The organism is Marinomonas communis, from assembly GCF_004363305.1.
Classification (GTDB): domain Bacteria; phylum Pseudomonadota; class Gammaproteobacteria; order Pseudomonadales; family Marinomonadaceae; genus Marinomonas; species Marinomonas communis.
In genome coordinates this window covers 117,533-139,601 of sequence record NZ_SNZA01000006.1, presented here as the reverse complement: position 1 = coordinate 139,601, position 22,069 = coordinate 117,533, and the positions used below count along the sequence as shown (strand labels likewise).

The window sequence follows — 22,069 nt, the reverse complement described above, 5'->3', positions numbered from 1 at the left end:
GCATGCGAACTCTGACGGTCGATTTAGGAGACCGAAGTTACCCGATTTACATTGGTTCTGGTATTCGTCATCAAAAGCAACTTTTCCGTGATGCGATTCATGGTAAGCAAGTGATGATCGTAACGAATACTACGGTTGCAGACATTTATTTGGCGGAGTTGGTCGCACTGTTAGGCGATGAGTATCAAGTCGATACTTGCGTGTTACCAGATGGTGAGAAGTATAAAACGTTGGCCACTTATGAACAGATTATGTCTGCATTGCTGGAAGCCAAACATAATCGTACCACTACTGTGATTGCTCTAGGTGGTGGTGTCGTGGGTGACATGGCAGGGTTTGCGGCAGCAACGTACCAACGCGGTGTGCCTTTTATTCAGGTGCCAACGACGCTCCTGTCGCAAGTAGATTCCTCTGTCGGTGGTAAGACCGGTGTGAATCACCCGTTGGGAAAGAATATGATCGGTGCTTTTTATCAGCCACAGGCGGTCATTATTGATACGGAATCCTTGAGCTCATTGCCAGCGCGTGAACTTTCGGCTGGTATGGCTGAAGTGATCAAGTACGGCCTAATCTGCGATGCGCCATTCTTTTCTTGGTTGGAAGACAATATTGACGATTTAATGACGCTGGATAGTGAGAAAATCACCCACGCCATCTATGAGTCTTGTCGCGCCAAGGCGGAAGTTGTTGCACAAGATGAAAAAGAAGGCGGCATTCGCGCTATCTTAAATTTGGGTCATACCTTCGGACACGCCATTGAAACAGAAATGGGCTACGGTAATTGGTTGCATGGCGAAGCGGTTGCAGCTGGTACTGTGTTAGCCGTGGATTTATCTTGGCGTTTAGGTAGCCTGACCGAATCAGATGTTGAACGCAGTGTGAATCTACTAGCAAAAGCCAATTTGCCAGTGTTACCACCAAAAGGGATGAGTCGAGAAGCGTTTATTGAAAGAATGCTGTTGGACAAAAAAGTACTGGATGGTAGTTTACGTTTAATACTGTTGCAGGCATTGGGAGACGCGTACGTTACGTCTGACTTTGCTATGGAAGACTTCAACGCTTGTTTAGATGACGCGATAGAAGCAGCAAGCGCTTAATCATTTAACTGATACTCTGAGGACATGCATGGCGGAGCCAAACTTTCAGTTCAATCTGGAGGAAGCCTTAGATCAGCAACCAAAAGTGATGCTGAGGAATCCGTTTGGCTCTAATGATTCTCAAGTCTACTTTTCTAGCGAAGAACGTAACCAGCAACTGAGCATGCTGGAGCACTTAAGTCGCTATTCTAACCTCTTATCTGTTGTAAAAGGCGCCAGTGGTAGCGGAAAGACCCGCTTCTTGCAGGAATTTATGCGTCTGCAACATGACTCGGCCGTCATTAGCCACGTCAAAGCTTCCATGTTGATGACCGCGGGACAGCTGTTACAAGCTATCTATCAAGGCTATGCCGATGTCCTTGAAAATAGAGGTGGTGACACCTCTTTTGGGCCGCTGCTTAAATTTGCCCATGATATGGAAGCAAAAGGGCAGAAGGCGATTATCTTGATCGATAATGCCCATGAGCTGAATACGGATGCCGTGACTATGCTGATGGACATGATGTCCTTAGCCACGGAATCCCAGGAAGTACCTCATGTGGCTTTGTTTACAGAGCACTCTATTGCACGCAATTTAGACAGCTATCAGCGCAGTCGTTATGAGCAATTAAGTCATGAGTTGGCCCTCGCGCCTTATACCTTAGAACAAACGCGAGCGTACTTATTACATCGTGTGCGTGCCATCGGTGGTGGTATCAACCTGCCGTTCAATGAACGTCAGATAAAGAAAATTTACCAGCAGTCTGCAGGTTTGCCTGGCGCCATTAACCAGATCGCTTTGGCGATGATGGGAGAAGGCAAGCCTGGGGAATCAAGTGCCAGTGATAAGCGCTCTTGGGTACGCTTGGGTGGATCATTTGGTTTCCCTTTGGTTCATATGGCGCTGATGTCGATCATTATGCTGGGGATATTGGTCGCAGTGATTTTCAGTGATGGCGAAGACGACGCCACTCCGGTAAGCAACAGTACCAGTATTGCACCAATTGCGCAGAATGCACCAAGACAAGCGAGTTCTGAGACATTGGCGCGGATTGAAGCGATGCAACGCCAGATTGGTCAGGAAACTCCTGTATCATTGCCTCCTATTCCCGCTGAAGCACTTCAGCCCGCAGCGGAACAATCGAATACTGCTTCGGCTAATCGTTCCGAGAATACTAGTATTACCACGGCTCCCATCCGACTTACGACGCCTAATCAAGACTCTGCAGCCCCTGAGCCGAGTACTCCCGTACAAACCACGCCTGTTTTGCAATCCGCAGAACCTGAGGTCCCAGAACCTGTCCCTGTTAAGCAAACCGTGGCTGCCGATCCGTTTGATAAAACCCGAGCTTGGTTAGAGCGCAATCCTAACCGCTATACACTTCAGTTATTAGGTACCCATAATAAAGATACGGTACAGGATTTTATTCGGGATCAGGGCAGCTTATCCGCATTTAGTTACTTTCAAGCACTTCATAACGGCAGAGAATGGTATGTGGTTGTCTATGGCGAATACCGTAATCGTAGTGAAGCTATTGCCGCGGTGGAGAACTTGCCACAAGCGTTGCGCAGTTTAAATCCTTGGGCGCGAAGTGTGCGTGGTATTCAGCAGGATATCCAGAAAGCTGGCACTCCTTGATCTGCGTGTTTTTTGTACAGAAAAGGTGTTTTTGCACTTTTAATGCATGATTTCCGTCGCATTTTGATAAAAAAAAAGAGAAATAAGTAAAAAAAACCATATTTCTCTGAATTCCAATGTAAGTCAGAGGAATTTTCTGTCTGCAAATCAGCGAACCATAGATAATTCTACTTTACTATGAGAACGGTTCTTATTTGATGCCGAAAATGCCCCGTTTTGCCCCATTTGACCATGCTTGAAGTTTGAGCGATCCCAGAGCCCAGAGTAGTATGGCCCTCAGTTTGAATGGTTAGGTGGGTATATTACAACCATTTCTCATGCCCTTCTGAGGCACCCCCACCTAACGTTATATGAAGTAAATCGAGTAGAGTTTTCTACGTTTTAACTGTGGGAGTTGGTGTATGAATGCAGGCCTTTATCGTCCTGGCGAGTTCAAAGACAACTGTGGGTTTGGCCTAATCGCTCATATGGAAGGTACGTCTAGTCACGACCTTCTAAAAACCGCAATCGAATCTTTAACCTGTATGACACACCGTGGTGGTATTGCTGCCGACGGAAAAACCGGTGACGGTTGTGGTCTATTAATTCAAAAGCCTGATGCGTTCTTGCGTGAAGAAGCTAAGACTTTGTTTAATCATGTATTCTCAGACCTATACGGTGTGGGTATGGTGTTTTTGGACCAAGACGAAGCACTGGCTGAGAAACAACGTGATGCGTTAACCAAGCAACTAGAAACAGAAGGATTAAATGTAGTGGGCTGGCGTGATGTGCCAGTAGATCCTTCTTGCTTAGGTACGATTGCGATGGATTGCCTACCACGCATTGAGCAAGTGTTTGTCGACAGTAACCGTCTTGATGCACGCACTTTCGCCACTCGTCTTTTCGTTGCCCGTCGCCGCACTGAAATCGAGCTAGCTGAATACGAAAACTTCTACATCTGTTCTTTGTCTGACAAAGTGTTGGCGTACAAAGGCTTAATGATGCCAGTTGATTTACCTACTTTTTATAAAGATCTAGGTAATGAAAAACTAAAAACCGCCATTTGTGTATTCCACCAGCGTTTCTCAACCAACACGTTGCCTAAATGGCCGTTGGCACAACCGTTCCGCATGGTGGCTCACAATGGTGAGATCAACACGATCGACGGTAACCGTAACTGGGCGATCGCACGTGGTAGCAAACTGCGTTCTCCTTTGATCCCTGAATTAGCGGACCTTCAACCAATTGTTAACCTAACGGGTTCTGACTCGTCTTCTATGGATAACATGTTGGAGCTGTTGGTCACTGGTGGCATGGATATCTTCCGTGCGGCACGTATGATCATTCCACCAGCATGGCAAAACGTAGAGAACATGGATCCTGAACTGCGTGCGTTCTATGAGTTTAACTCAATGCACATGGAACCATGGGATGGCCCAGCAGGTCTTGTTATGACTGATGGTCGTCACGCTATCTGTATGTTGGACCGTAACGGTTTGCGTCCTGCCCGTTGGGTGGTGACTAAGAATGGTTACATCACACTGGCATCTGAAATCGGTACTTACGATTACAAAGCCGAAGACGTTGTGTCTAAAGGTCGTGTTGGCCCTGGCCAAATGTTGGTTGTGGACACGCAAAACGGTAAAGTGCTGCACACGGACGACATTAACAATAAACTGAAATCCGCTCACCCATACAAGAAGTGGTTGAAGCAAGAAGGTTTGCGTATCGAGGCTCTATTGCAAGAGCATTCGATGGAATTCGTGCCGTTTACCCCCGAACAAATGTCGACTTACCAAAAGATGTTCCAAGTATCTTTTGAAGAACGCGATCAGATCTTCCGTCCATTGGCTGAAAGTGGTCATGAAGCGGTTGGCTCGATGGGTGACGACACGCCAATGGCCGTTATGTCGAGCCAAACTCGTCCGGTATCAGACTACTTCCGTCAGAAGTTTGCTCAAGTAACCAACCCACCAATCGACCCACTACGTGAGTCGGTTGTAATGTCCCTTGAGACATTGATCGGTGTTGAACGTAACTTGTTTGAAGAAACGCCTAAGCACGCTAATCGTATTATCTTGTCATCGCCAATCTTGTCTGCTCGTAAGTACAGCCGACTATTAGCGTTGGACGATCATCGTTTCCGCCTAGTACGTTTGAACACTACATACAATCCTGACGAAATTAGCTTAGAACAAGCGGTTCGTAACTTAAAAATCAGTGCCGAAGAAGTCGTACGTAATGGTGCAGTGATTGTGGTATTGACGGACCGTGAGTTCGAAAAAGGTCAGCTGCCGATTCCTGCGCCAATGGCTGTAGGTGCGGTACACCACCACTTGACTGAAGTGGGCTTGCGCTGTGATTCAAATATCATCGCAGATACAGGTTTTGCGCGTGATCCACACCAATTCGCCGTGTTACTAGGCTTTGGTGCGACAGCGGTTTACCCATACCTATCTTACCGTTTGATCAACGATATGATCGATAAAGGTGAAGTGTTAGGTGATCCGATTTCTTGTCACCAGAAATACCGTAAAGGTATCAACAAAGGCCTGATGAAAATCATGTCTAAGATGGGTATCTCTACGATTGCTTCCTACCGTGGTGCGCAGCTGTTTGAAGCAGTCGGCCTAGATAGCAAAGTGGTTGATCTATGTTTCAAAGGTGTGCCAAGCCGTATCCAGGGTGCCACGTTTGAAGATTTCCAACGTGAGCAAGCAAGTATTGCTGCGAACGCTTGGAAAGCGCGTAAGCCAATCCAGCAAGGCGGTTACCTAAAATACGTACACGATGCGGAATACCATGCCTTTAACCCAGATGTGGTTCGTAACCTACAAACCTCTGTGAGCAGTGGTAAATTCGAAGATTTCTCTAAGTACGCAGAGTTAGTTAACACGCGTCCTGCTTCGATGTTACGTGACTTATTTGGCATCAAAGAAGACGTGAAAGAGATTGCTTTGGACAAGGTTGAACCAATCGAAGCTATCCTGCCACGCTTTGACTCGGCCGGTATGTCTCTTGGTGCATTGTCTCCAGAAGCCCACGAAGCACTAGCACAAGCAATGAATGAGTTGGGCTGTCGTTCAAACTCTGGTGAGGGTGGTGAAGACCCAGCTCGTCACGGTACAGAACGTCGCTCTAAGATTAAGCAAATCGCATCGGGCCGTTTTGGTGTGACACCAGAATACCTTGTGAACGCAGAAGTGCTGCAGATAAAAGTTGCTCAAGGTGCGAAGCCAGGTGAAGGTGGTCAGCTACCAGGTGGTAAAGTAAACGGTTTGATTGCTCGTCTACGTTACGCGGTACCAGGTGTGACCCTGATTTCACCACCACCACACCACGATATTTACTCAATCGAAGACTTGGCACAGCTGATCTTCGACTTGAAACAAGTAAACCCAGACGCCCTAGTATCAGTGAAACTGGTATCTGAGCCAGGTGTTGGAACGATCGCTGCTGGTGTTGCTAAAGCCTACGCTGACTTAATCACTATTTCTGGTTACGACGGTGGTACCGCGGCATCCCCAATCACATCGATCCGTCATGCGGGCTCTCCATGGGAGCTAGGTTTAGCGGAAGCACAGCAAGCTCTTCGTGCTAACGATCTGCGTGGCAAGATTCGTCTGCAAACAGACGGTGGTTTGAAAACGGGTCTGGATGTGGTGAAAGCTGCGATCCTAGGTGCAGAGAGCTTCGGCTTTGGTACCACACCAATGGTGGCAATGGGCTGTAAGTTCCTACGAATCTGTCACTTGAACAACTGTGCGACAGGTGTAGCAACACAAGACGACAAGTTGCGTGAAGAGCACTTCATCGGCACCGTTGAAATGATTAAGAACTTCTTCCGCTTTATGGCTGAAGACACGCGTCAATGGATGGCGAAGTTGGGTGTTTCTAGCATGGCGGAATTGATTGGTCGTACCGATCTACTGACCTTGCTACCAGGTGAAACGTCTAAGCAAGCAAACTTGGATCTATCGCCAATTTTGAACAACGATGCGATCCCAGCAGACAAGCCTCAATTCTGCCAAGTACCGTTTAACCCGCCTCATGATAAAGGCCTATTGGCTGAGAAAATGTGGGAGACCGTTAAAGAGGTAGTGGAAGAGAAAGAAGGTGGCGAGTTCGAGTTCAACGTGACCAACTGCGACCGTTCTATCGGTGCTCGTCTATCTGGTGAAATTGCCAAGCGCTACGGCAACCAAGGCATGGTTGATGCGCCATTAACTTTGCGCCTGAAAGGCACAGCGGGCCAATCATTCGGTGTATGGAACGCTGGTGGATTGCACATGTACCTAGAAGGTGATGCCAACGACTACGTGGGTAAAGGTATGACTGGCGGTAAGCTAGTTGTTCGTCCACCAAAAGGTTCGGCGTTTGAGTCTCAAGAATCAGCGATCATTGGTAACACCTGTCTATACGGTGCGACCGGAGGTAAGTTATTCGCGGCTGGAACAGCAGGTGAACGTTTCGGCGTACGTAACTCAGGTGTTCATGCGGTGATCGAAGGCGCAGGGGATCACTGTTGTGAATACATGACAGGTGGTCTGGTAACGGTGCTAGGTAGCACAGGCTACAACTTCGGTGCAGGTATGACCGGTGGTTTTGCTTACGTACTCGACTTAGACCGTACCTTCGTAGACAAGTACAACCACGAGTTGGTGGAAATCCAACGCGTAGGTACAGAATTGACTGAAGAATACCGTTCGCACTTACGCAGCGTGATCGAAGAATATGTTCGCGAAACTGATAGCGAGTGGGGCCGTGAGATCCTAGAAAACTTCTACGACTACATCGGTAAGTTCTGGTTAGTGAAACCAAAAGCAGCAAGCTTAGGTCAGTTGTTGGCGAACACTCGTCAGCGTCCTGAATAAGCTTTAGAGAAGAACGTTCCTAACCCAGTTTGACCCATTTGAGAGAGTGCCGCGCTGAGCGCGGCCACAGGAGATAGCAGCTTATGTCTGAGCGCTTGAACAACGTATTTCAATTTGTTGAAGTGGATCGTAAAGATCCGAAGAAAAAGCCACTGCTGACGCGTAAATCTCAGTTCGTGGAAATTTATCGTCCTTTCGAAGAAACGCAAGCGAAAGGCCAAGCACACCGCTGTTTAGAGTGTGGTAACCCATACTGTGAATGGAAATGTCCAGTACACAACTACATCCCGAACTGGTTGAAGTTGGTATCAGAAGGCAACATTCTTGAAGCAGCAGAGCTTAGTCATCAGACGAACTCACTACCAGAAGTGTGTGGTCGAGTGTGTCCGCAAGATCGCCTATGTGAAGGCGCTTGTACACTAGGCGAAGGTGGTTTCGGCGCTGTGACCATCGGTTCTGTGGAGAAGTACATCACTGACACAGCGTTTGCATTGGGCTGGCGCCCTGATATGTCAAAGGTTGTTCCAGTTGATAAAACCGTTGCCATTGTTGGTGCGGGTCCTGCGGGTCTTGCTTGTGCGGACATTCTAGTACGTAACGGTGTGAAACCTGTTGTGTTCGATAAGAACCCAGAAATTGGTGGTCTTCTAACGTTCGGTATTCCAGAGTTCAAACTTGAAAAGTCTGTCATGACTCGTCGCCGCGAAATCTTTGAAGAGATGGGCGTTGAGTTCGTGCTGGGCACCAGTGTGGGCGATGATGTGCCATTCGAACACCTGCTTGAAGAATACGATGCCGTGTTCCTAGGCATGGGTACTTACAAGTACATGAAAGGTGGCTTCCCAGGTGAAGACCTACCAGGAGTCTACGACGCTCTAGACTTCTTGATCTCCAATGTGAACCATTGCTTGGATTTCGAAGAAAGCGAAGACGATTACATCAACATGAAAGGCAAGCAAGTGGTTGTCTTAGGTGGTGGTGATACCGCGATGGACTGTAATCGTACGTCTATCCGTCAGGGTGCGAAGAGCGTTACTTGTGCTTACCGCCGTGACGAAGAGAACATGCCTGGTTCACGCAAAGAAGTGAAAAATGCCCGTGAAGAGGGCGTACAGTTCCTATTTAACCGTCAGCCAGTAGAAATCATTGGTGATGGCAAAGTAGAAGGCATCAAAGTAGTTGAAACACAAATGGGTGAGCCTGATGCCAATGGCCGTCGCAGTGCTGAAATCGTTGAAGGCAGCGAACAAATCATCCCAGCAGACGTTGTATTGGTAGCCTTTGGTTTCCAACCAAGCCCTGCGCCTTGGTTTGAAAAGTTTGGCATTGAAACGGACAGCCGCGGACGCGTATTGGCACCAAAAGACGGTAAGTTCATGTTCCAAACCACTAATGAAAAAATCTTCGCGGGTGGCGACATGGTGCGCGGCTCTGACCTAGTGGTGACAGCGATTGATGAAGGTCGTAAAGCCGCTGAAGGTATTATGGATTTCCTAGACGTTTAAGATTCGTCATGTGACCCACGCTTGTGGTGTCTCATCTCAGCCCCTATCTTTGATAGGGGCTTTTTTTTAACCGTTGCAAAGTGGGTTCAGATGAAGTTTCTTATTTTCTTAGGTTCCGTAAGAACCTCAACCCCACCGCGTCCTGCGCGGTTGGGTGAGCGTGTTGCTCAATCCTGCCTCAACATCCTCTCCAATATCTATCCTGAGCACAGTTTTGAGCTGATTGATCCTCTTGATTACGCCCAAGGTCCGATTTTTAAGCCTCACTTTGCTTACGCAAAAAGCAAAGTGCCACAGGATTTAGACGCGTTGGCAGATAAAATCCAGCAAGCGGATGGCTATGTCATGGTGAGTCCCGAGTACAACCATTCCATGAGTCCGGCGTTAGCGAACCTGTTGAACCACTTTGGTAGCTCATTGTTCTCTTTTAAACCCAGTGCGATCGTTACTTATTCTGCTGGTCAGTGGGGCGGAATGCGTGCCGCCGTGGGGATGCGAACCTTCTTAGGGGAGCTAGGTTGTTTGCCTGTTTCAGCGATGATCCATGTGCCCAAAGCGCAAGAGGTATTGGATGAGTCTGGAGCAATACTCAAAGACAGTGAAGCCAGTGATTGGCAGGACTATTTTGCGCGTACTTTCCATCAATTGATTTGGTGGGCTGAAGCCTCTACCAAGCAGCGCCATCGGTCTGATCCATTCCAGAAAAGTGCGGCTTTTCAAGCGGCGCCAGCCGAGCGTAACGCGCCGCATTAGTGACTTTGTAGCGATTTTCAGTGTGTGTTTATGACATGGCGTGAATAAACGCAAAAGTCATGTGAATACTTGGTTTCACGCATTCCTATTTATAGCGCTTCTCTGTATGTTTATTGCACGGGGCCATCATCCCGTCATACAGCCATGCGTATAGTCAGGCTGTGAACCATTCAAACAGGGAGCGATACATGGGTAAGGTACATTTCGTCGGTGGTGAAAAAGGTGGTGTAGGCAAATCAATGACGGCGCGTTTGTTGGCGCAATACTACATTGACCATGAACTGCCATTTTTAGGTTTCGACTGCGATGCGTCACACGGCACGTTTTCTCGCTTTTACAGTGATTTTGCTTCACCGGTCGTAATTGGCGAAGAAGACAGTCTTGATGGTCTGTTGGAAGCAATGGAAGCCAACCCAGATAAGGATTTAATCATCGATCTAGCCGCACAGGCCGCAAGGCCTTTAGGTGACTGGATTGATGACACAGATGTATTTGGTTTATTGGATGAAATGGATTACCAGGTTTGCCTATGGCATGTGATGGACGACGGTGCCGACTCAGTGTTGCTACTTGATCAACTACTAGAGCGTTACCAGCAACCAGAGCTTGAGTTTATTGTGGTACAAAACTTGGGGCGCGGTACTGACTTCTCTCGTTTCCAAAAATCAGATACCTTCAAAAAAGCTCAGCAACGTGATGCGTTCATCATTGAGTTACCTAAGCTGCAAAGTAAGCTGACTCAGAAGATCGATTTCAACAACAGCAGCTTTTGGGCGGTGGCCAATAACCGCAGCCTAATGAATATTGCTGAACGCCAGCGCATGAAAGTGTGGCTGCGCAACGCTTATGAACAGCTTGCCTTCCTAGAATGATCCTTAAGTAGCTTTCAAAGTTAGATCACAGCGCTTCCTTATTTCGCCTTGAGAAACAGGAAGCGTCTAGGGATAGTGATAGGACGCCTATTTCAAAGGAGTCCATCATGAGCAAAACATTGATCGTTACCGGTGTGCTAATAGTCGGCGCTCTTGGGGGCGCCGGTGCGGTTTGGCAGGCTCACGAAAATTGGCAAGAGCCAATCGTTATGCCGGTGGTCGGTGCAACACCTCGTGACTGGCACCCAGAAACGTTTTGGTATGAACCATGGGGTGAATCTCTCGTCCACAAGGGCATGGATATCTTTGCCGAACGGGGCACGCCTGTCGTTGCAGCGACCAATCACATTATTTTATCTATCAACGATAGCCGACGTGGTGGAAAGAACATCTGGGCGCTTGGGCCTAATTGGCGTATGCATTATTACGCTCACCTCGACTCCATTGAAGAAAATCTAGGGCGCTATGTCGAAGCGGGTACGCAGATTGGCACCGTTGGCAGCTCCGGCAACGCGCAAGGTAAGCCGCCGCATTTACATTATGGCATTCGTCTGGTGTTTGCCGATGAGTCTCGTATCGATGATTCGACGCTAGGTGAACAAAAAGCCAATTGGCTTAACCCGATTGAATACCTTGCTCCCGTTATTACAGATCCTCGATAAGCATAAACTTTAACCGATCGGTTAAATTTGGCAGGATTCCTGCTACTCTATCCTAATAAAGCATAATTAAGTGTGCTGATGGGGCTTTCCCTGATGGCTTTTTGTCCATTGGAAATGCTTAAAAATCAGACACTAAGCAATCAAAGCATGTTGGAAGGCTTTGTTTGAGATTAGGAGTAGAGAGATATGATTCGTTTTTTGATGAACGATCAAATGGTGTCCATTGAGCAATGTGCACCGCACACCACCGTACTGGAATACTTACGCACCAAAGCCGAGCAGCGGGGCACCAAAGAAGGCTGTGCATCAGGAGACTGTGGTGCTTGTACCGTAGTGTTGGCTGAAGTCACTGAAGGACGTCTGCAATACCGTAATATTAATAGCTGTATTACGCTTCTTGGTAGTTTGCATGGCAAGCAATTGATTACGGTTGAGCATCTAAAACAGCAAGGGGCGTTACATCCAGTACAGCAAGCCATGGTGGATTTACACGGTTCTCAGTGTGGCTTTTGTACCCCCGGCTTTATCATGTCGATGTTCTTCCTTTATAAAAACTGTTCGGAGCCGACTCGGGCTGATGTTGAGCAAGCGCTTGCCGGAAACCTTTGTCGTTGTACTGGCTACCGCCCAATTATTGATGCGGCACTAAGTCTGGCGGGGCAGGGGAGCAACGATGCCTTTTCTGAAAAAGAAGCCCAGACCATTTCCCGTTTACAGACGATTTTAGCTCAACAGCCAAGCGGCTCATTACTGGATGGCAGCCGTCAGTTTCTAATTCCAACGTCGAGTGATGCGCTGTTGCAGTCATTAACAGACTACCCTGAGGCAAAGCTATTGGCAGGGGGGACTGACTTTTCATTGTCGATCACTCAGCAGTTACAGCAGCCAGAGGTGATTATTTACACTGGCCGAGTAGCGGAACTCATGCAACTTGAAGAAACGGAGCACAACATCACAATCGGCGCCGCGGTGTCTTATAGTGATGCCGAATCTTTATTGCATAAGCACTTCCTTCCCTTCGCTTCGTTATTAGAGCGCTTAGGCTCTTTGCAAGTACGTAACCAAGGTACCTTGGGTGGTAATGTGGCCAATGCCTCGCCGATTGGTGATACGCCACCCGTGTTATTGGCGTTGGATGCTGTATTGCACCTAAGAAGTCCTGCCGGACGAGAGGCGATACCGATCAGTGATTTCTTTACTGGATATCGTCAAACTAAGTTACCACCTGCTGGGTTTATTGAAAGCATTGAAATTCCACTGCAATCAGAGCGAACGTTGTGTGTCTATAAAATCTCAAAACGTCTAGATGATGATATCTCAGCCGTGTGTGCAGCGTTTTCAATCGCACTGAAAGATGGCGTAGTCACCGATGCACGTCTTGGTTTTGGCGGCATGGCGGCAACGCCTGCACGCGCTTTACATGCAGAGAAAGCCTTGATCGGTCAGCCCTTTACCGAACCAGGAATTATCGCTGCGCAACAAGCCTTAAGCCAGGACTTCAGTCCAATTGATGATGTTCGTGCAACCGGTACTTATCGCCTGCAAGTGGCGCAAAATCTATTGCTGCGTGCCGTTCTAGAACACGATTCTGAACAAGAAAATTCCAATCAAATCATGGAGGTGGTGCAGTATGCGTAAGTTGACCGCAAATCAAAACAGTGCCCTTCAAACCATTGGTGCAACGGGTGTATCACGCAAACATGAAAGTGCGCCGAAACATGTGGCAGGTGAAGCTATCTATGTTGACGATATGCTGGAGCCACGGGGCACGTTATACGGTGCTGTAGGCTACAGTGCCATTGCCAAGGGCCGAATTACATCACTGGATTTATCGGCGGTAAGAGCTAGCGAAGGGGTGGTTGAGACACTATTAGTAGAAGATATCCCTGGTCATACGGACATTGGTGCGGTGTTCGGTGGTGATCCGATTTTGACGTCTGACGAAGTGAAATACCAAGGCCAGCCCATCTTTGTTGTTGTCGCTGAAACAGAGCAACAGGCGCGCCGTGCCGTAAAGCTAGCCAAGATTGAATTTGAAACACAAACGCCTCTGTTAGAGGTGACTGAAGCGCTAACCCGTAAGCAATTTGTTCGACCTTCACATTTTATGCATCACGGCGATGCGTCTAAGGCCTTAGAGCAAGCCCCGCACCGCTTACAAGCGGAACAACATGTCGGCGGCCAAGAACACTTTTATCTAGAAGGCCAAGTGGCGCTGGTGGTACCCGCTGAAGATGGTGGCATGCTGGTGTACAGCTCCACTCAGCACCCCAGTGAAGTGCAAAAGCTGGTAGCGGAAGTATTGGCTGTGCCAGTGAACCGAATCACCGTGGACATGCGTCGTATGGGTGGCGGTTTTGGGGGGAAAGAAAGCCAAGCCGCCGCTTGGGCATGCATGGCAGCGGCCTTGGTGTTGAAAACGGGCAAACCGGTGAGGCTGCGTTTACCTCGTGTCGATGATATGAGTATGACCGGTAAGCGTCATCCGTTTTACAACACTTATGATATTGGTTTTGATGAGCAAGGCCTGATTCAAGGGGCGGATATCATGGTGGCGGGTAACTGTGGTCACTCAGCGGATCTGTCTGATGCGATAGTGGATCGCGCCATGTTCCATGCGGACAACGCTTACTATCTGCCAGATGTGAGTATTGCGGGTCATCGATGCATGACCAATACCGTGTCGCATACCGCGTTTCGCGGCTTTGGTGGCCCACAAGGGATGATGATCATTGAGCGGGCCATGGATGATATCGCACGTGTAGTCGGCAAAGATCCCCTCGATGTGCGTAAGCTCAATTTGTATGGTCCTGATGGGCGTGATACGACGCCATACCATCAAACAGTGGAGCACAATGTTTTATTAGAGCTGATTGAGCAGCTTGAGCAATCCAGTGATTATCGCAAGCGTCGTGATGAAATCACCCAGTGGAATAAAACCAGTCGTGTCTTAAAACGAGGTTTGGCGCTGACGCCAGTGAAGTTTGGTATTTCCTTTACTCTACAACACTTGAACCAAGCCGGTGCTCTGATCCACATTTATACCGATGGCAGCATTCAAGTGAACCACGGTGGCACGGAGATGGGACAAGGCCTGCACACCAAGATCATTCAGATCGTTGCAGAAGCCTTGGCAATCGATCCGAATGAAATCCAAATTACCGCAACGCGAACGGATAAGGTTCCTAATACTTCGCCAACGGCCGCTTCAAGCGGGACAGATTTGAACGGTCAAGCGGCGAAGAATGCAGCGCTGACGTTGAAGCAGCGCATCGCAGAATGCATCGCTGAGCAAAAGGGCTGTGCACTTGAAACCGTCAGCTTTGCTAATGGTCGTATTCATTGGGGGGATCAATCTGAGTCCATGAGCTTTGCCGAAGCGGCGCTCTTTGCTTACGTAAACCGTGTTTCCTTGTCTGCGACAGGCTACTACAAAACCCCAAAAATCTGGTACGACAGAGAGCAAGCCAAAGGTCGCCCGTTCTTCTACTTTGCTAATGGTGCGGCGGTGTCCGAAGTAGTGGTGGACACATTAACAGGTGAGTACAAAGTCGTGGGGGTGGATATCTTGCATGATGTGGGGCGCAGCTTAAACCCAGCCGTCGACCGAGGTCAGATTGAAGGGGGCTTTATTCAAGGCATGGGCTGGCTCACCACTGAAGAATTGAAGTGGAACGAGAAAGGCGTGCTGACCAGTAATGGGCCTGCGACCTATAAAATCCCAGCGATCAGTGATACCCCCAAACGTTTTAACGTAGACTTGTTTGAGCGTGATAACGACGAAGAAACCGTTTATCACTCCAAAGCCGTCGGTGAGCCGCCATTTATGTTGGCGATCTCTGTTTGGTCAGCATTGCGTGATGCGATTGCATCTCTAGCGGATTATCGCGTCAGTCCACCATTGGATACGCCTGCGACACCAGAGCGTGTACTGAATGCCGTGATGGCCACTCGTGCAGCGGGCCAAAAGGAGGCTGTATGATTCGTTGGGCAGAGCAAGTGGCAGCCTTGCAGCGCCAAGGCTGTGCCTTTGTTATGGTCACCATTATTGGCACCCGTGGTTCTACGCCACGGGAGGCGGGGAGTAAAATGGTGGTCACCGCAGAGCAGACCTACGACACCATTGGTGGTGGGCATCTAGAATTCAAAGCCATTGCTCGCGCTCGTGAATTACTATTGGGCGAACAGGATTCTCAAACGCTGGAGCAATACCCTTTGGGCGCATCCCTAGGGCAGTGCTGTGGTGGGCATGTGTCTGTGCTGTTTGAACATTTTGCGGCGTCGGCTAAGCCTCTCCTAGTGTTTGGTGCAGGGCACGTGGCAAAGGCATTGATTCCGATATTGAGTGAATTGCCAGTGCGTGTGAAATGGGTTGATAGCCGGTCAGAGCAGTTTCCTGAACATATCCCGAGTCAGGTTGAGAAGTGCTTAACAGACGACCCTGTTGGCGAAGTCACACGAGCTATCCCCGGTAGTTATATGTTGGTTTTGACCCATAATCACCAGTTGGATTACGAACTCACCGAAACGGCATTGAGACGTGGTGATATGGGCTTCATAGGCGTGATTGGCTCAGATACTAAGGCGCGACGCTTTCGTCAACGCTTGGCCCATCGACAATTTAGTGAGACTGACATTGCCAAAATGACCTGTCCTGTAGGGCTCGCGGATGTTCCAGGCAAACGTCCCATGGAAGTCGCTGTTTCCATTGCGGGCCAGATGATTGCACTGTACCAAGCAGAGCAGCCTATATCCGTATCACCCGCCGCGGCGGATTGGTCTGAGATAAAACAAGCGTTAGAGGTGGAGTGAAAACTAAAATAGGAGACATGATGTCTCCTATTTTGTGAGCTTGATCAGAGAGGATTAGGTTAAAGTGTTACCACCAGCCTTTCTTTTCGCCTCTTTCGCCACGAGGGCCGCCGCGTCCAGCATTACCAAAGCGAGTAATGACGGTATCCAGTGTGACAGTGGTAATGTCTTCGCCATTAATTTGCACTTGGTAAGTTTGACCCAGTGTGAATTCAGGCTCAGAAACAGTGAACGATTGGAAGTCCATCGGCATCACTTGTTCAAATACCTGATTGCTCTCGGTATTGGTGATGGTGACCATGGCCCCTTTTGCATAAGTGCTTTCTAAGTTGATCTGAATAACTGGCTGAGTAGAGTCGTCAGAAGGGGCTTGTGCCATGCCAGCACTGCCCATGGCAAATAAACGGCCACCAGTCAGTTTGAAGAAACCATCCACATCAATATAGCCATCACGACCACTGGTTGGTCCTTCGATAAACAGTTCACCGCCACTCATCATAGCGTCACCATTCGAGTCAAAGCCGTCACCACCGGATTGAATGTGCGTGCGACCGCCTAAGATGGTCATGATGCCATCTACTTTGGCTTTGCCACCGCCATGTGGAGGACGTTCACCAGGTTGGCCTTCAGGTCGTTCGCCGCGAGGAGGGCGTTCGCCCATTTCGCCTTCAGGATGTTCACCACGCTCACCGCCTTTGAAAAAGCCTTTCACACGCTCGCCAAAGTTAGGCTCATTCGCACCACTGCCATCAGAGATATTCACGGCATCGTCTTCCGCTTTGACAAAAATGTCTCCACCATGAATCGTGATGTTACGGCTTTCAATGCCCTCATAGGATTCTTCGACACGAATGTTGCCACTGTAAATGTCGACTTTGCGTACGCCCTTGATGCCATCGTCTTTTGCGAAAATCTGAATGTCGCTGCCTTCGATATGAACAAAGCCTTTGTCTTCGCGCTCTTCGTTGTCGGCTTTAATGCCGTCGTCACCCGCCTTGATCAGGATCTTAGAGTCACGGATATCGACGCTGTCCTGTCCGTACAAACCATCGTCTACGGTTTCAATGCTAATGTTAGCGCGACGAATATCAAGATCGTCTTTACTCACGATTCCGTCTTTATAACGGCCCACAACGGTTAAAGTTGCTTGTGGTGCGCCGGTGATTTTTAGGTCAGCTTTAGAGTAAATCGGCGCGTTTTGTTTTGCTTCGCCTTCTTTCTCCGCGCTGTGGTTATGGTCTTCAAAACGGTTGTTGGAGTTTGGCACCAACTCGACATCCACATCACCCGCTTCTTCGATGTACAGAGCAGATCCGTAAGCGTTGGACAGTTGGATATTATCCAGCTGTAACGTAACTTTCTCGTCTCCTGTGTTGACCCAGATTTGACCGTTGTCACTTTGTCCCGTTAGGCGGTAAGTACCACCGCGGGTGATCAGGATACGGCCGTCTTTGACCAAAATGGCTGGGTTCGATAAAGGTGGCTGTGCCACATTCAATTCAATAGCATTGTTGGCCGCAGAGACCTGAGTGCTGGCTGCGAACAAGGCTGCATATAGAGGCGCGATCGCCCAACGTCGAGATAGGTGTTTCATCATATTATTCCGTAAATTCGCCGTTACTTGAAAGAAGAACACAGCTGTTGATGCTCGTGCATGAACGCAGCTGAGTAAGAAGAGGTTCTTGCTGTCCGCGCTTAATTTTGACTTCGGTAACGCGTTCGACCACGTCACCTTTTAGCGTGTCAGAGCGGGTTAGGTAGCTGTTGACCAGTTTGCGGTCATCTAAAATATTTTGTACAGGAGCCCAATCGCTGCTGCGTGGGTATTTAATAATGAGCATGTAAGCAGGCTCGAAGGTCACCGAACGTGACAGCCCCCAGAGAACGATGGCAATGAAAATGCTCGCAATAAATGACAGCTCGTAATAGGCCACACCATTGGCGATACCCACCATGATGGACCAAAAGATAAAGGCCGTATCGCGAGGGTCTTTGACGGCTGTACGAAAACGGATGATTGATAATGCACCGACCATGCCCAGAGACAGCATTAAGTTGCCACTGATACCGATGACGATGGCGTTGATCGCAATAGCCGTCATCACCAAGGTGATGTTGAAGTTTTGCGAGTACAGTACACCGTTGTAGGTGCGTTTGTAGATAAAGTAGATGAACATTGCCATCAAGAAGGTGATCGACAATGACAGTAGAATTTGCAGCATACTCATGGTGTTTTCCGAGAAGAGCAAGCTGTTATTCAGTATTTGGCTTAGGTTAGTTGAGTCCATGATATTCGTATTGCTTCAAGAGTTAGTCGTTAATGGGTTAAAGAAATAAAGGGATAAATTAGTCGCCGTAAAACTCGCGCATATGCATTCGACCTTGGCAATATTTACTAATCGCCATGGCGGTGGTGCCATCAAATTTCAGCAGGGTCGGGAACCAAGATGGCAAACAAGTATTGAACTTGACCTCCATGATGATGGTGTCTGGGCGCTGTAAAGTTTGGGTTTCAAGGTCTGGGTTAAATAGATCTAGATCGCTGGTATTCACGCGAATGTTCTTATCAAAGGTGACGCGAATTTCGTTGTAGTCGAGCATGTAGACTTCCCGGTCATAGTCGACAATCACTTTCGGGCGAATAAATTTACGCTTGAGGTCAAAGTAGATAGAGCGCGCGCTTTGGCTGTCTTTTTCCAGTAAAAAGTCCACGTCGCCATCGATCATTTGCAGGGCTTCAGCCTTGCTCAAGCGCACAGAGCTTTTGTTGACAAATTGATTGTGCTTGCGCTTACGTTCTAACTTGACCCAATCGAGCGTCGGGTCGTAGGTGCGTAAACGGTATTTATCGCGGTGTTCAATGCCGTCCAGTTTTTCCTCAACGCTGGTGTCATAATCATCGTCAAAGTAGAGGCTACGAATGAAATAGCCGCGTTCGTCTTTTTGATGAGGATCTCGCTGCATTAGCGTGGCGAGCAAGTGACGCGCGTACTCGTAATCCGCGTAGCTGATGTAAAACTTCACCTCATGGCGCTGAACTTTTAGCGTCTTACTCATCGAAGCGTCACCCCTCCAAGGTGCCCTGGAGTTGGCTGATAGGAAATTTCGACTACCTCAGAATCCTTTAGGTTATGGCCGATGGAAAACTGCCCTTTATAAGCGGTCGGCGCGACTAGAGTGATGCGGTCCAATTGAGTTTTGCCGCTTGGACTTGTCAGAATAACGCTTTCTCCGTTACTGAGGCTGAAGTTCAGCTTAATCGCATCAAGCGGAAGGTTTTCGGCTTTTGCTCCATATAAAAGTGCTGTGCCGTGTGCCGGAACAATGACATCGAACGGAATACGAAAACGCTCGGGGTCCTCTATGTCATCACTTAGGTAATAGCCTTTTAGAGAAACGCTGTTTAAGCTCGGGTTGTAGAGCTCAATCCAGTCCTGTTTATCGTTATTAGCAAACGATACTTCACTGATGAACAAATGGTTGGCGACAACAGACGTTGTAGTGTGGTGCAACACCAATGCGCCAGCTGCAACGATGGCAACAAATGCAGCAAATAGGTAGGGTTTAATGGATCGGTAGGTCTGATACATAAGGCATGTCATTGAATCGTCATAAATTGGTCATATTATACTTTTAAATGACATTGTTTCTCATTTGTATTTACTTTGATTTACACTTTGATAACTCAACTGAAACAAAAAAAGAGCAGCCAATTGGCTGCTCAAGAGAAGGAAACCTTGTACTTCTGTACGGGTTAGAAACGGTAGTTAACGCCTAACTTGAAGTTTCGACCTGGCTGGTATGAAGTGGCATCTGCACCAGTGTCTGCATCCTCAGACGTTGAGCTCTTGCTGTATAGCTCATCGGTGACGTTATCAACACGAAGCTGAGCGCTTAAGTTCTCAGTAAAGTTATAAGAAGCAAATACGTCGTATACGGTGTACGTTAAGTATTCACTTGTACTGCGAGTGCCTTCCTCAATACGACCCTCTCGGTACTTAGTATCGAAACCAATACGACCCTTTTGATCGTTAAAGTAAGTACCTAATGTAACGCTGACGCTTCGAGGAATCAGGCTAGTGTCTTTTGATTTTGAGCCATCGTCTTCAACCACATAGCCATTCATATCCTGGAAGGTAAAGTTAGCGAAGATAAGTGGGCTGTCATAACGAGCGGCTAGCTCCCAACCATATACAGCGGCTTCATCCTTGTTCACAAACTGACGTACATTGTAGGCACTACCATTATAGGTGCCGATACTTGTATCAAGTGTGCCCAATAGCTCGTTGTAGATTTTGTCTTTTAGGTCGTTATGAATGTAGCTGATATTGGCATCTAAACGGTCGCTTGCCTGCCAAATGCCCATACGCTCAAAGGTCAAACCCACTTCCGTGTCCAGAGATGTTTCGCCAGTAAGGTCTTCGTTTTCGACGACACACCAGTTTCCGTTGCCATCACCACACCCAGCTAGGTTGCCTGTTTCGTATACGCCATCGCCATCAGCATCTGTGCCAGTAAAGTATTCAGATGTGAACTTTTTACCGTAGATCTCATATACGGCTGGAGCGCGGTAGCCAGAACCGACTAGCGCGGTAAAGCCTAGGCCATGAATGGCTGTGTTCTCAAATGGCTTCCAAAGAGCTGACAATTTCGAGTTAATAGAGTCTTCGCCTTGTGCTTCACGTCCTGAGTAATCCGCATCGTAAGAGTCGTAACGTAAGCTACCTGTTAACTGTAAATCTTCGCCGATGTGCATGGTGTCAGACAGATAAGCACCGATGGAAGTACGTTCCACTTGCTTTGGAGTGCCGTCGTCATTGTCATAAGACATACGTACGTCATCAAAGGTGTAATCTAAACCGTATCGGGTGACGTGCATGGTATTTTGGGTCGGGAAGAATACACTGGTATTTTCGATTTCTGCGTAGGTGGTGGTCACGCCACCTGTATTGGACCAATCTCCTGTGCCAGCATCGGAATCTTGATCACTTTCTGCTTGCGAGACGCGGATTTTTAGATCGACAAGGTCATTGTCTTTTGGATTGTAGGTGTATTGACCTGACAAAGTACGATCGCGTACTTTCTTTTTCGTCTCAGTACCATCATCAGCATAATCTGAGTAGTCCATATTGTTTTGTAGAATGCTGGCTTCTAGACGTTGTGCTTCATCAGGGGTAAACACACCTTTTAGCAGGTAACTTAGATCGTCTGAACCAGTGCCGCCATTGTCTGTCTTGACGCCATTTGCATCTTCGTAGGCGTTAGTATCCTTGGCTGAGATGGTCGCATTTGCAGAGAATTTGTCGTTGAACTGCTTAGCCACATCAGCACTGATACCGTTTGATTCGCCATTTGTCTCATGGGTGTAACGTAGGTTTGCCCCCCAATCACGGTCCTCACGAATAATCGACTCTGGATCTTTGGTTTCTAGAAGAACTACGCCACCAGTCGAGCCGTTACCGTAAGTATTCGCTGCAGCACCCGGGATGACGGTCACAGACTCATACATGTCCATGTTTAACCAAATAGTGTCACGGTCGTTACTGCCTTTGTGCATGATCTGGCTACGGTTGTTGGGCGCCCCTTCAACTCTTACACTGACGGCATTACCGGTTTGCCCACGCACCGTAATGGTACTACCGCGAGAGCCACCCACTTCGTCGACTTGTACGGCAGCATTGCTTTGCAGGGCATCGGCTAGATTCGAGGCTTGCGACTCAACGATGTCTTCACTGGTAATGGTTGTAGCACCTTCAGCTTCACTGACCCGTGGTTGGTCAGTGGTTTGAAGTTCTGCTTGTCCTTCAACCAGTAGCGTATTAAGTGTTTCTTCTGCTTGCAATGAGCCAGACGCCAATGCGACAGCCAGGGCAATCATAGTAGGTTTCATAAAACAT

At 48.3% G+C, this 22,069-nt stretch carries 15 protein-coding genes; 10 read left to right on the top strand and 5 right to left on the bottom strand.

Features of this window, described 5'->3' with window-relative positions:
• Positions 1-2: 2 nt before the first annotated feature.
• The 10 genes from aroB (at position 3) to xdhC (ending at position 16,172) form a co-directional block, all read left to right on the top strand.
• Complete coding sequence (gene aroB, locus C8D85_RS15875; protein WP_133564588.1) at positions 3-1,097, top strand: 3-dehydroquinate synthase; 1,095 nt, start codon at positions 3-5, stop codon at positions 1,095-1,097.
• Between the two features lie 28 nt (positions 1,098-1,125).
• Positions 1,126-2,715, top strand: a complete 1,590-nt coding sequence (locus C8D85_RS15870) for an SPOR domain-containing protein (protein ID WP_133564585.1) — start codon at positions 1,126-1,128, stop codon at positions 2,713-2,715.
• Between the two features lie 401 nt (positions 2,716-3,116).
• Entirely contained in the window at positions 3,117-7,568 is a 4,452-nt protein-coding gene (gene gltB, locus C8D85_RS15865; protein WP_133564582.1) for a glutamate synthase large subunit, read from the top strand.
• An 83-nt stretch (positions 7,569-7,651) separates the two neighbouring features.
• Positions 7,652-9,073 carry an FAD-dependent oxidoreductase gene (locus C8D85_RS15860; RefSeq protein ID WP_133564580.1) on the top strand — a complete coding sequence of 474 codons (1,422 nt, stop codon included), beginning with the start codon at positions 7,652-7,654 and terminating at the stop codon, positions 9,071-9,073.
• Between the two features lie 90 nt (positions 9,074-9,163).
• A complete protein-coding gene (locus C8D85_RS15855; protein ID WP_133564578.1) occupies positions 9,164-9,826 on the top strand; it encodes an NADPH-dependent FMN reductase in 663 nt (220 codons plus the stop codon).
• 188 nt (positions 9,827-10,014) lie between these two features.
• On the top strand, positions 10,015-10,698 hold the full coding sequence (locus C8D85_RS15850) for a P-loop NTPase family protein (protein ID WP_133564576.1): 684 nt from the start codon (positions 10,015-10,017) through the stop codon (positions 10,696-10,698).
• Between the two features lie 107 nt (positions 10,699-10,805).
• The gene (locus C8D85_RS15845) at positions 10,806-11,360 is read left to right on the top strand and encodes a M23 family metallopeptidase (RefSeq protein ID WP_133564574.1); all 555 of its coding nucleotides are present in this window, start codon (positions 10,806-10,808) and stop codon (positions 11,358-11,360) included.
• Positions 11,361-11,546: 186 nt separating this feature from the next.
• Positions 11,547-12,998, top strand: a complete 1,452-nt coding sequence (xdhA, locus tag C8D85_RS15840) for a xanthine dehydrogenase small subunit (protein WP_133564572.1) — start codon at positions 11,547-11,549, stop codon at positions 12,996-12,998.
• On the top strand, positions 12,991-15,342 hold the full coding sequence (xdhB, locus tag C8D85_RS15835) for a xanthine dehydrogenase molybdopterin binding subunit (RefSeq protein WP_133564570.1): 2,352 nt from the start codon (positions 12,991-12,993) through the stop codon (positions 15,340-15,342). Before xdhA ends, xdhB begins: the two co-directional genes overlap by 8 nt.
• Positions 15,339-16,172: a xanthine dehydrogenase accessory protein XdhC gene (xdhC, locus tag C8D85_RS15830; RefSeq protein ID WP_133564568.1), complete on the top strand. Its 834-nt coding sequence runs from the start codon at positions 15,339-15,341 to the stop codon at positions 16,170-16,172. Before xdhB ends, xdhC begins: the two co-directional genes overlap by 4 nt.
• Positions 16,173-16,239: 67 nt before the next feature.
• Here the strand turns inward: xdhC and C8D85_RS15825 are convergent, their stop codons facing one another.
• The 5 genes from C8D85_RS15825 to C8D85_RS15805 all read right to left on the bottom strand — a co-directional run bounded on the left by C8D85_RS15825 (position 16,240) and on the right by C8D85_RS15805 (position 22,062).
• On the bottom strand, positions 16,240-17,769 hold the full coding sequence (locus tag C8D85_RS15825; protein WP_133564566.1) for a carbohydrate-binding domain-containing protein: 1,530 nt from the start codon (positions 17,767-17,769) through the stop codon (positions 16,240-16,242).
• 1 nt (position 17,770) lies between these two features.
• A complete protein-coding gene (locus tag C8D85_RS15820; RefSeq protein WP_162847606.1) occupies positions 17,771-18,400 on the bottom strand; it encodes a DUF4956 domain-containing protein in 630 nt (209 codons plus the stop codon).
• A 118-nt stretch (positions 18,401-18,518) separates the two neighbouring features.
• Positions 18,519-19,229, bottom strand: a complete 711-nt coding sequence (locus C8D85_RS15815) for a polyphosphate polymerase domain-containing protein (RefSeq protein WP_133564562.1) — start codon at positions 19,227-19,229, stop codon at positions 18,519-18,521.
• Complete coding sequence (locus C8D85_RS15810) at positions 19,226-19,762, bottom strand: lamin tail domain-containing protein (protein ID WP_162847605.1); 537 nt, start codon at positions 19,760-19,762, stop codon at positions 19,226-19,228. Before C8D85_RS15810 ends, C8D85_RS15815 begins: the two co-directional genes overlap by 4 nt.
• A 164-nt stretch (positions 19,763-19,926) precedes the next feature.
• Positions 19,927-22,062 (bottom strand): TonB-dependent receptor domain-containing protein, encoded by a 2,136-nt coding sequence (locus C8D85_RS15805; protein WP_133564558.1) that lies wholly within the window; start codon positions 22,060-22,062, stop codon positions 19,927-19,929.
• Positions 22,063-22,069 lie beyond the last annotated feature (7 nt).

Coding starts and splice junctions, on each gene's coding strand:
- aroB (WP_133564588.1), top strand. CDS start 3: ATGCGAACTCTGACGGTCGATTTAGGAGACCGAAGTTACCCGATTTAC.
- C8D85_RS15870 (WP_133564585.1), top strand. CDS start 1,126: ATGGCGGAGCCAAACTTTCAGTTCAATCTGGAGGAAGCCTTAGATCAG.
- gltB (WP_133564582.1), top strand. CDS start 3,117: ATGAATGCAGGCCTTTATCGTCCTGGCGAGTTCAAAGACAACTGTGGG.
- C8D85_RS15860 (WP_133564580.1), top strand. CDS start 7,652: ATGTCTGAGCGCTTGAACAACGTATTTCAATTTGTTGAAGTGGATCGT.
- C8D85_RS15855 (WP_133564578.1), top strand. CDS start 9,164: ATGAAGTTTCTTATTTTCTTAGGTTCCGTAAGAACCTCAACCCCACCG.
- C8D85_RS15850 (WP_133564576.1), top strand. CDS start 10,015: ATGGGTAAGGTACATTTCGTCGGTGGTGAAAAAGGTGGTGTAGGCAAA.
- C8D85_RS15845 (WP_133564574.1), top strand. CDS start 10,806: ATGAGCAAAACATTGATCGTTACCGGTGTGCTAATAGTCGGCGCTCTT.
- xdhA (WP_133564572.1), top strand. CDS start 11,547: ATGATTCGTTTTTTGATGAACGATCAAATGGTGTCCATTGAGCAATGT.
- xdhB (WP_133564570.1), top strand. CDS start 12,991: ATGCGTAAGTTGACCGCAAATCAAAACAGTGCCCTTCAAACCATTGGT.
- xdhC (WP_133564568.1), top strand. CDS start 15,339: ATGATTCGTTGGGCAGAGCAAGTGGCAGCCTTGCAGCGCCAAGGCTGT.
- C8D85_RS15825 (WP_133564566.1), bottom strand. CDS start 17,769: ATGATGAAACACCTATCTCGACGTTGGGCGATCGCGCCTCTATATGCA.
- C8D85_RS15820 (WP_162847606.1), bottom strand. CDS start 18,400: ATGAGTATGCTGCAAATTCTACTGTCATTGTCGATCACCTTCTTGATG.
- C8D85_RS15815 (WP_133564562.1), bottom strand. CDS start 19,229: ATGAGTAAGACGCTAAAAGTTCAGCGCCATGAGGTGAAGTTTTACATC.
- C8D85_RS15810 (WP_162847605.1), bottom strand. CDS start 19,762: ATGTATCAGACCTACCGATCCATTAAACCCTACCTATTTGCTGCATTT.
- C8D85_RS15805 (WP_133564558.1), bottom strand. CDS start 22,062: ATGAAACCTACTATGATTGCCCTGGCTGTCGCATTGGCGTCTGGCTCA.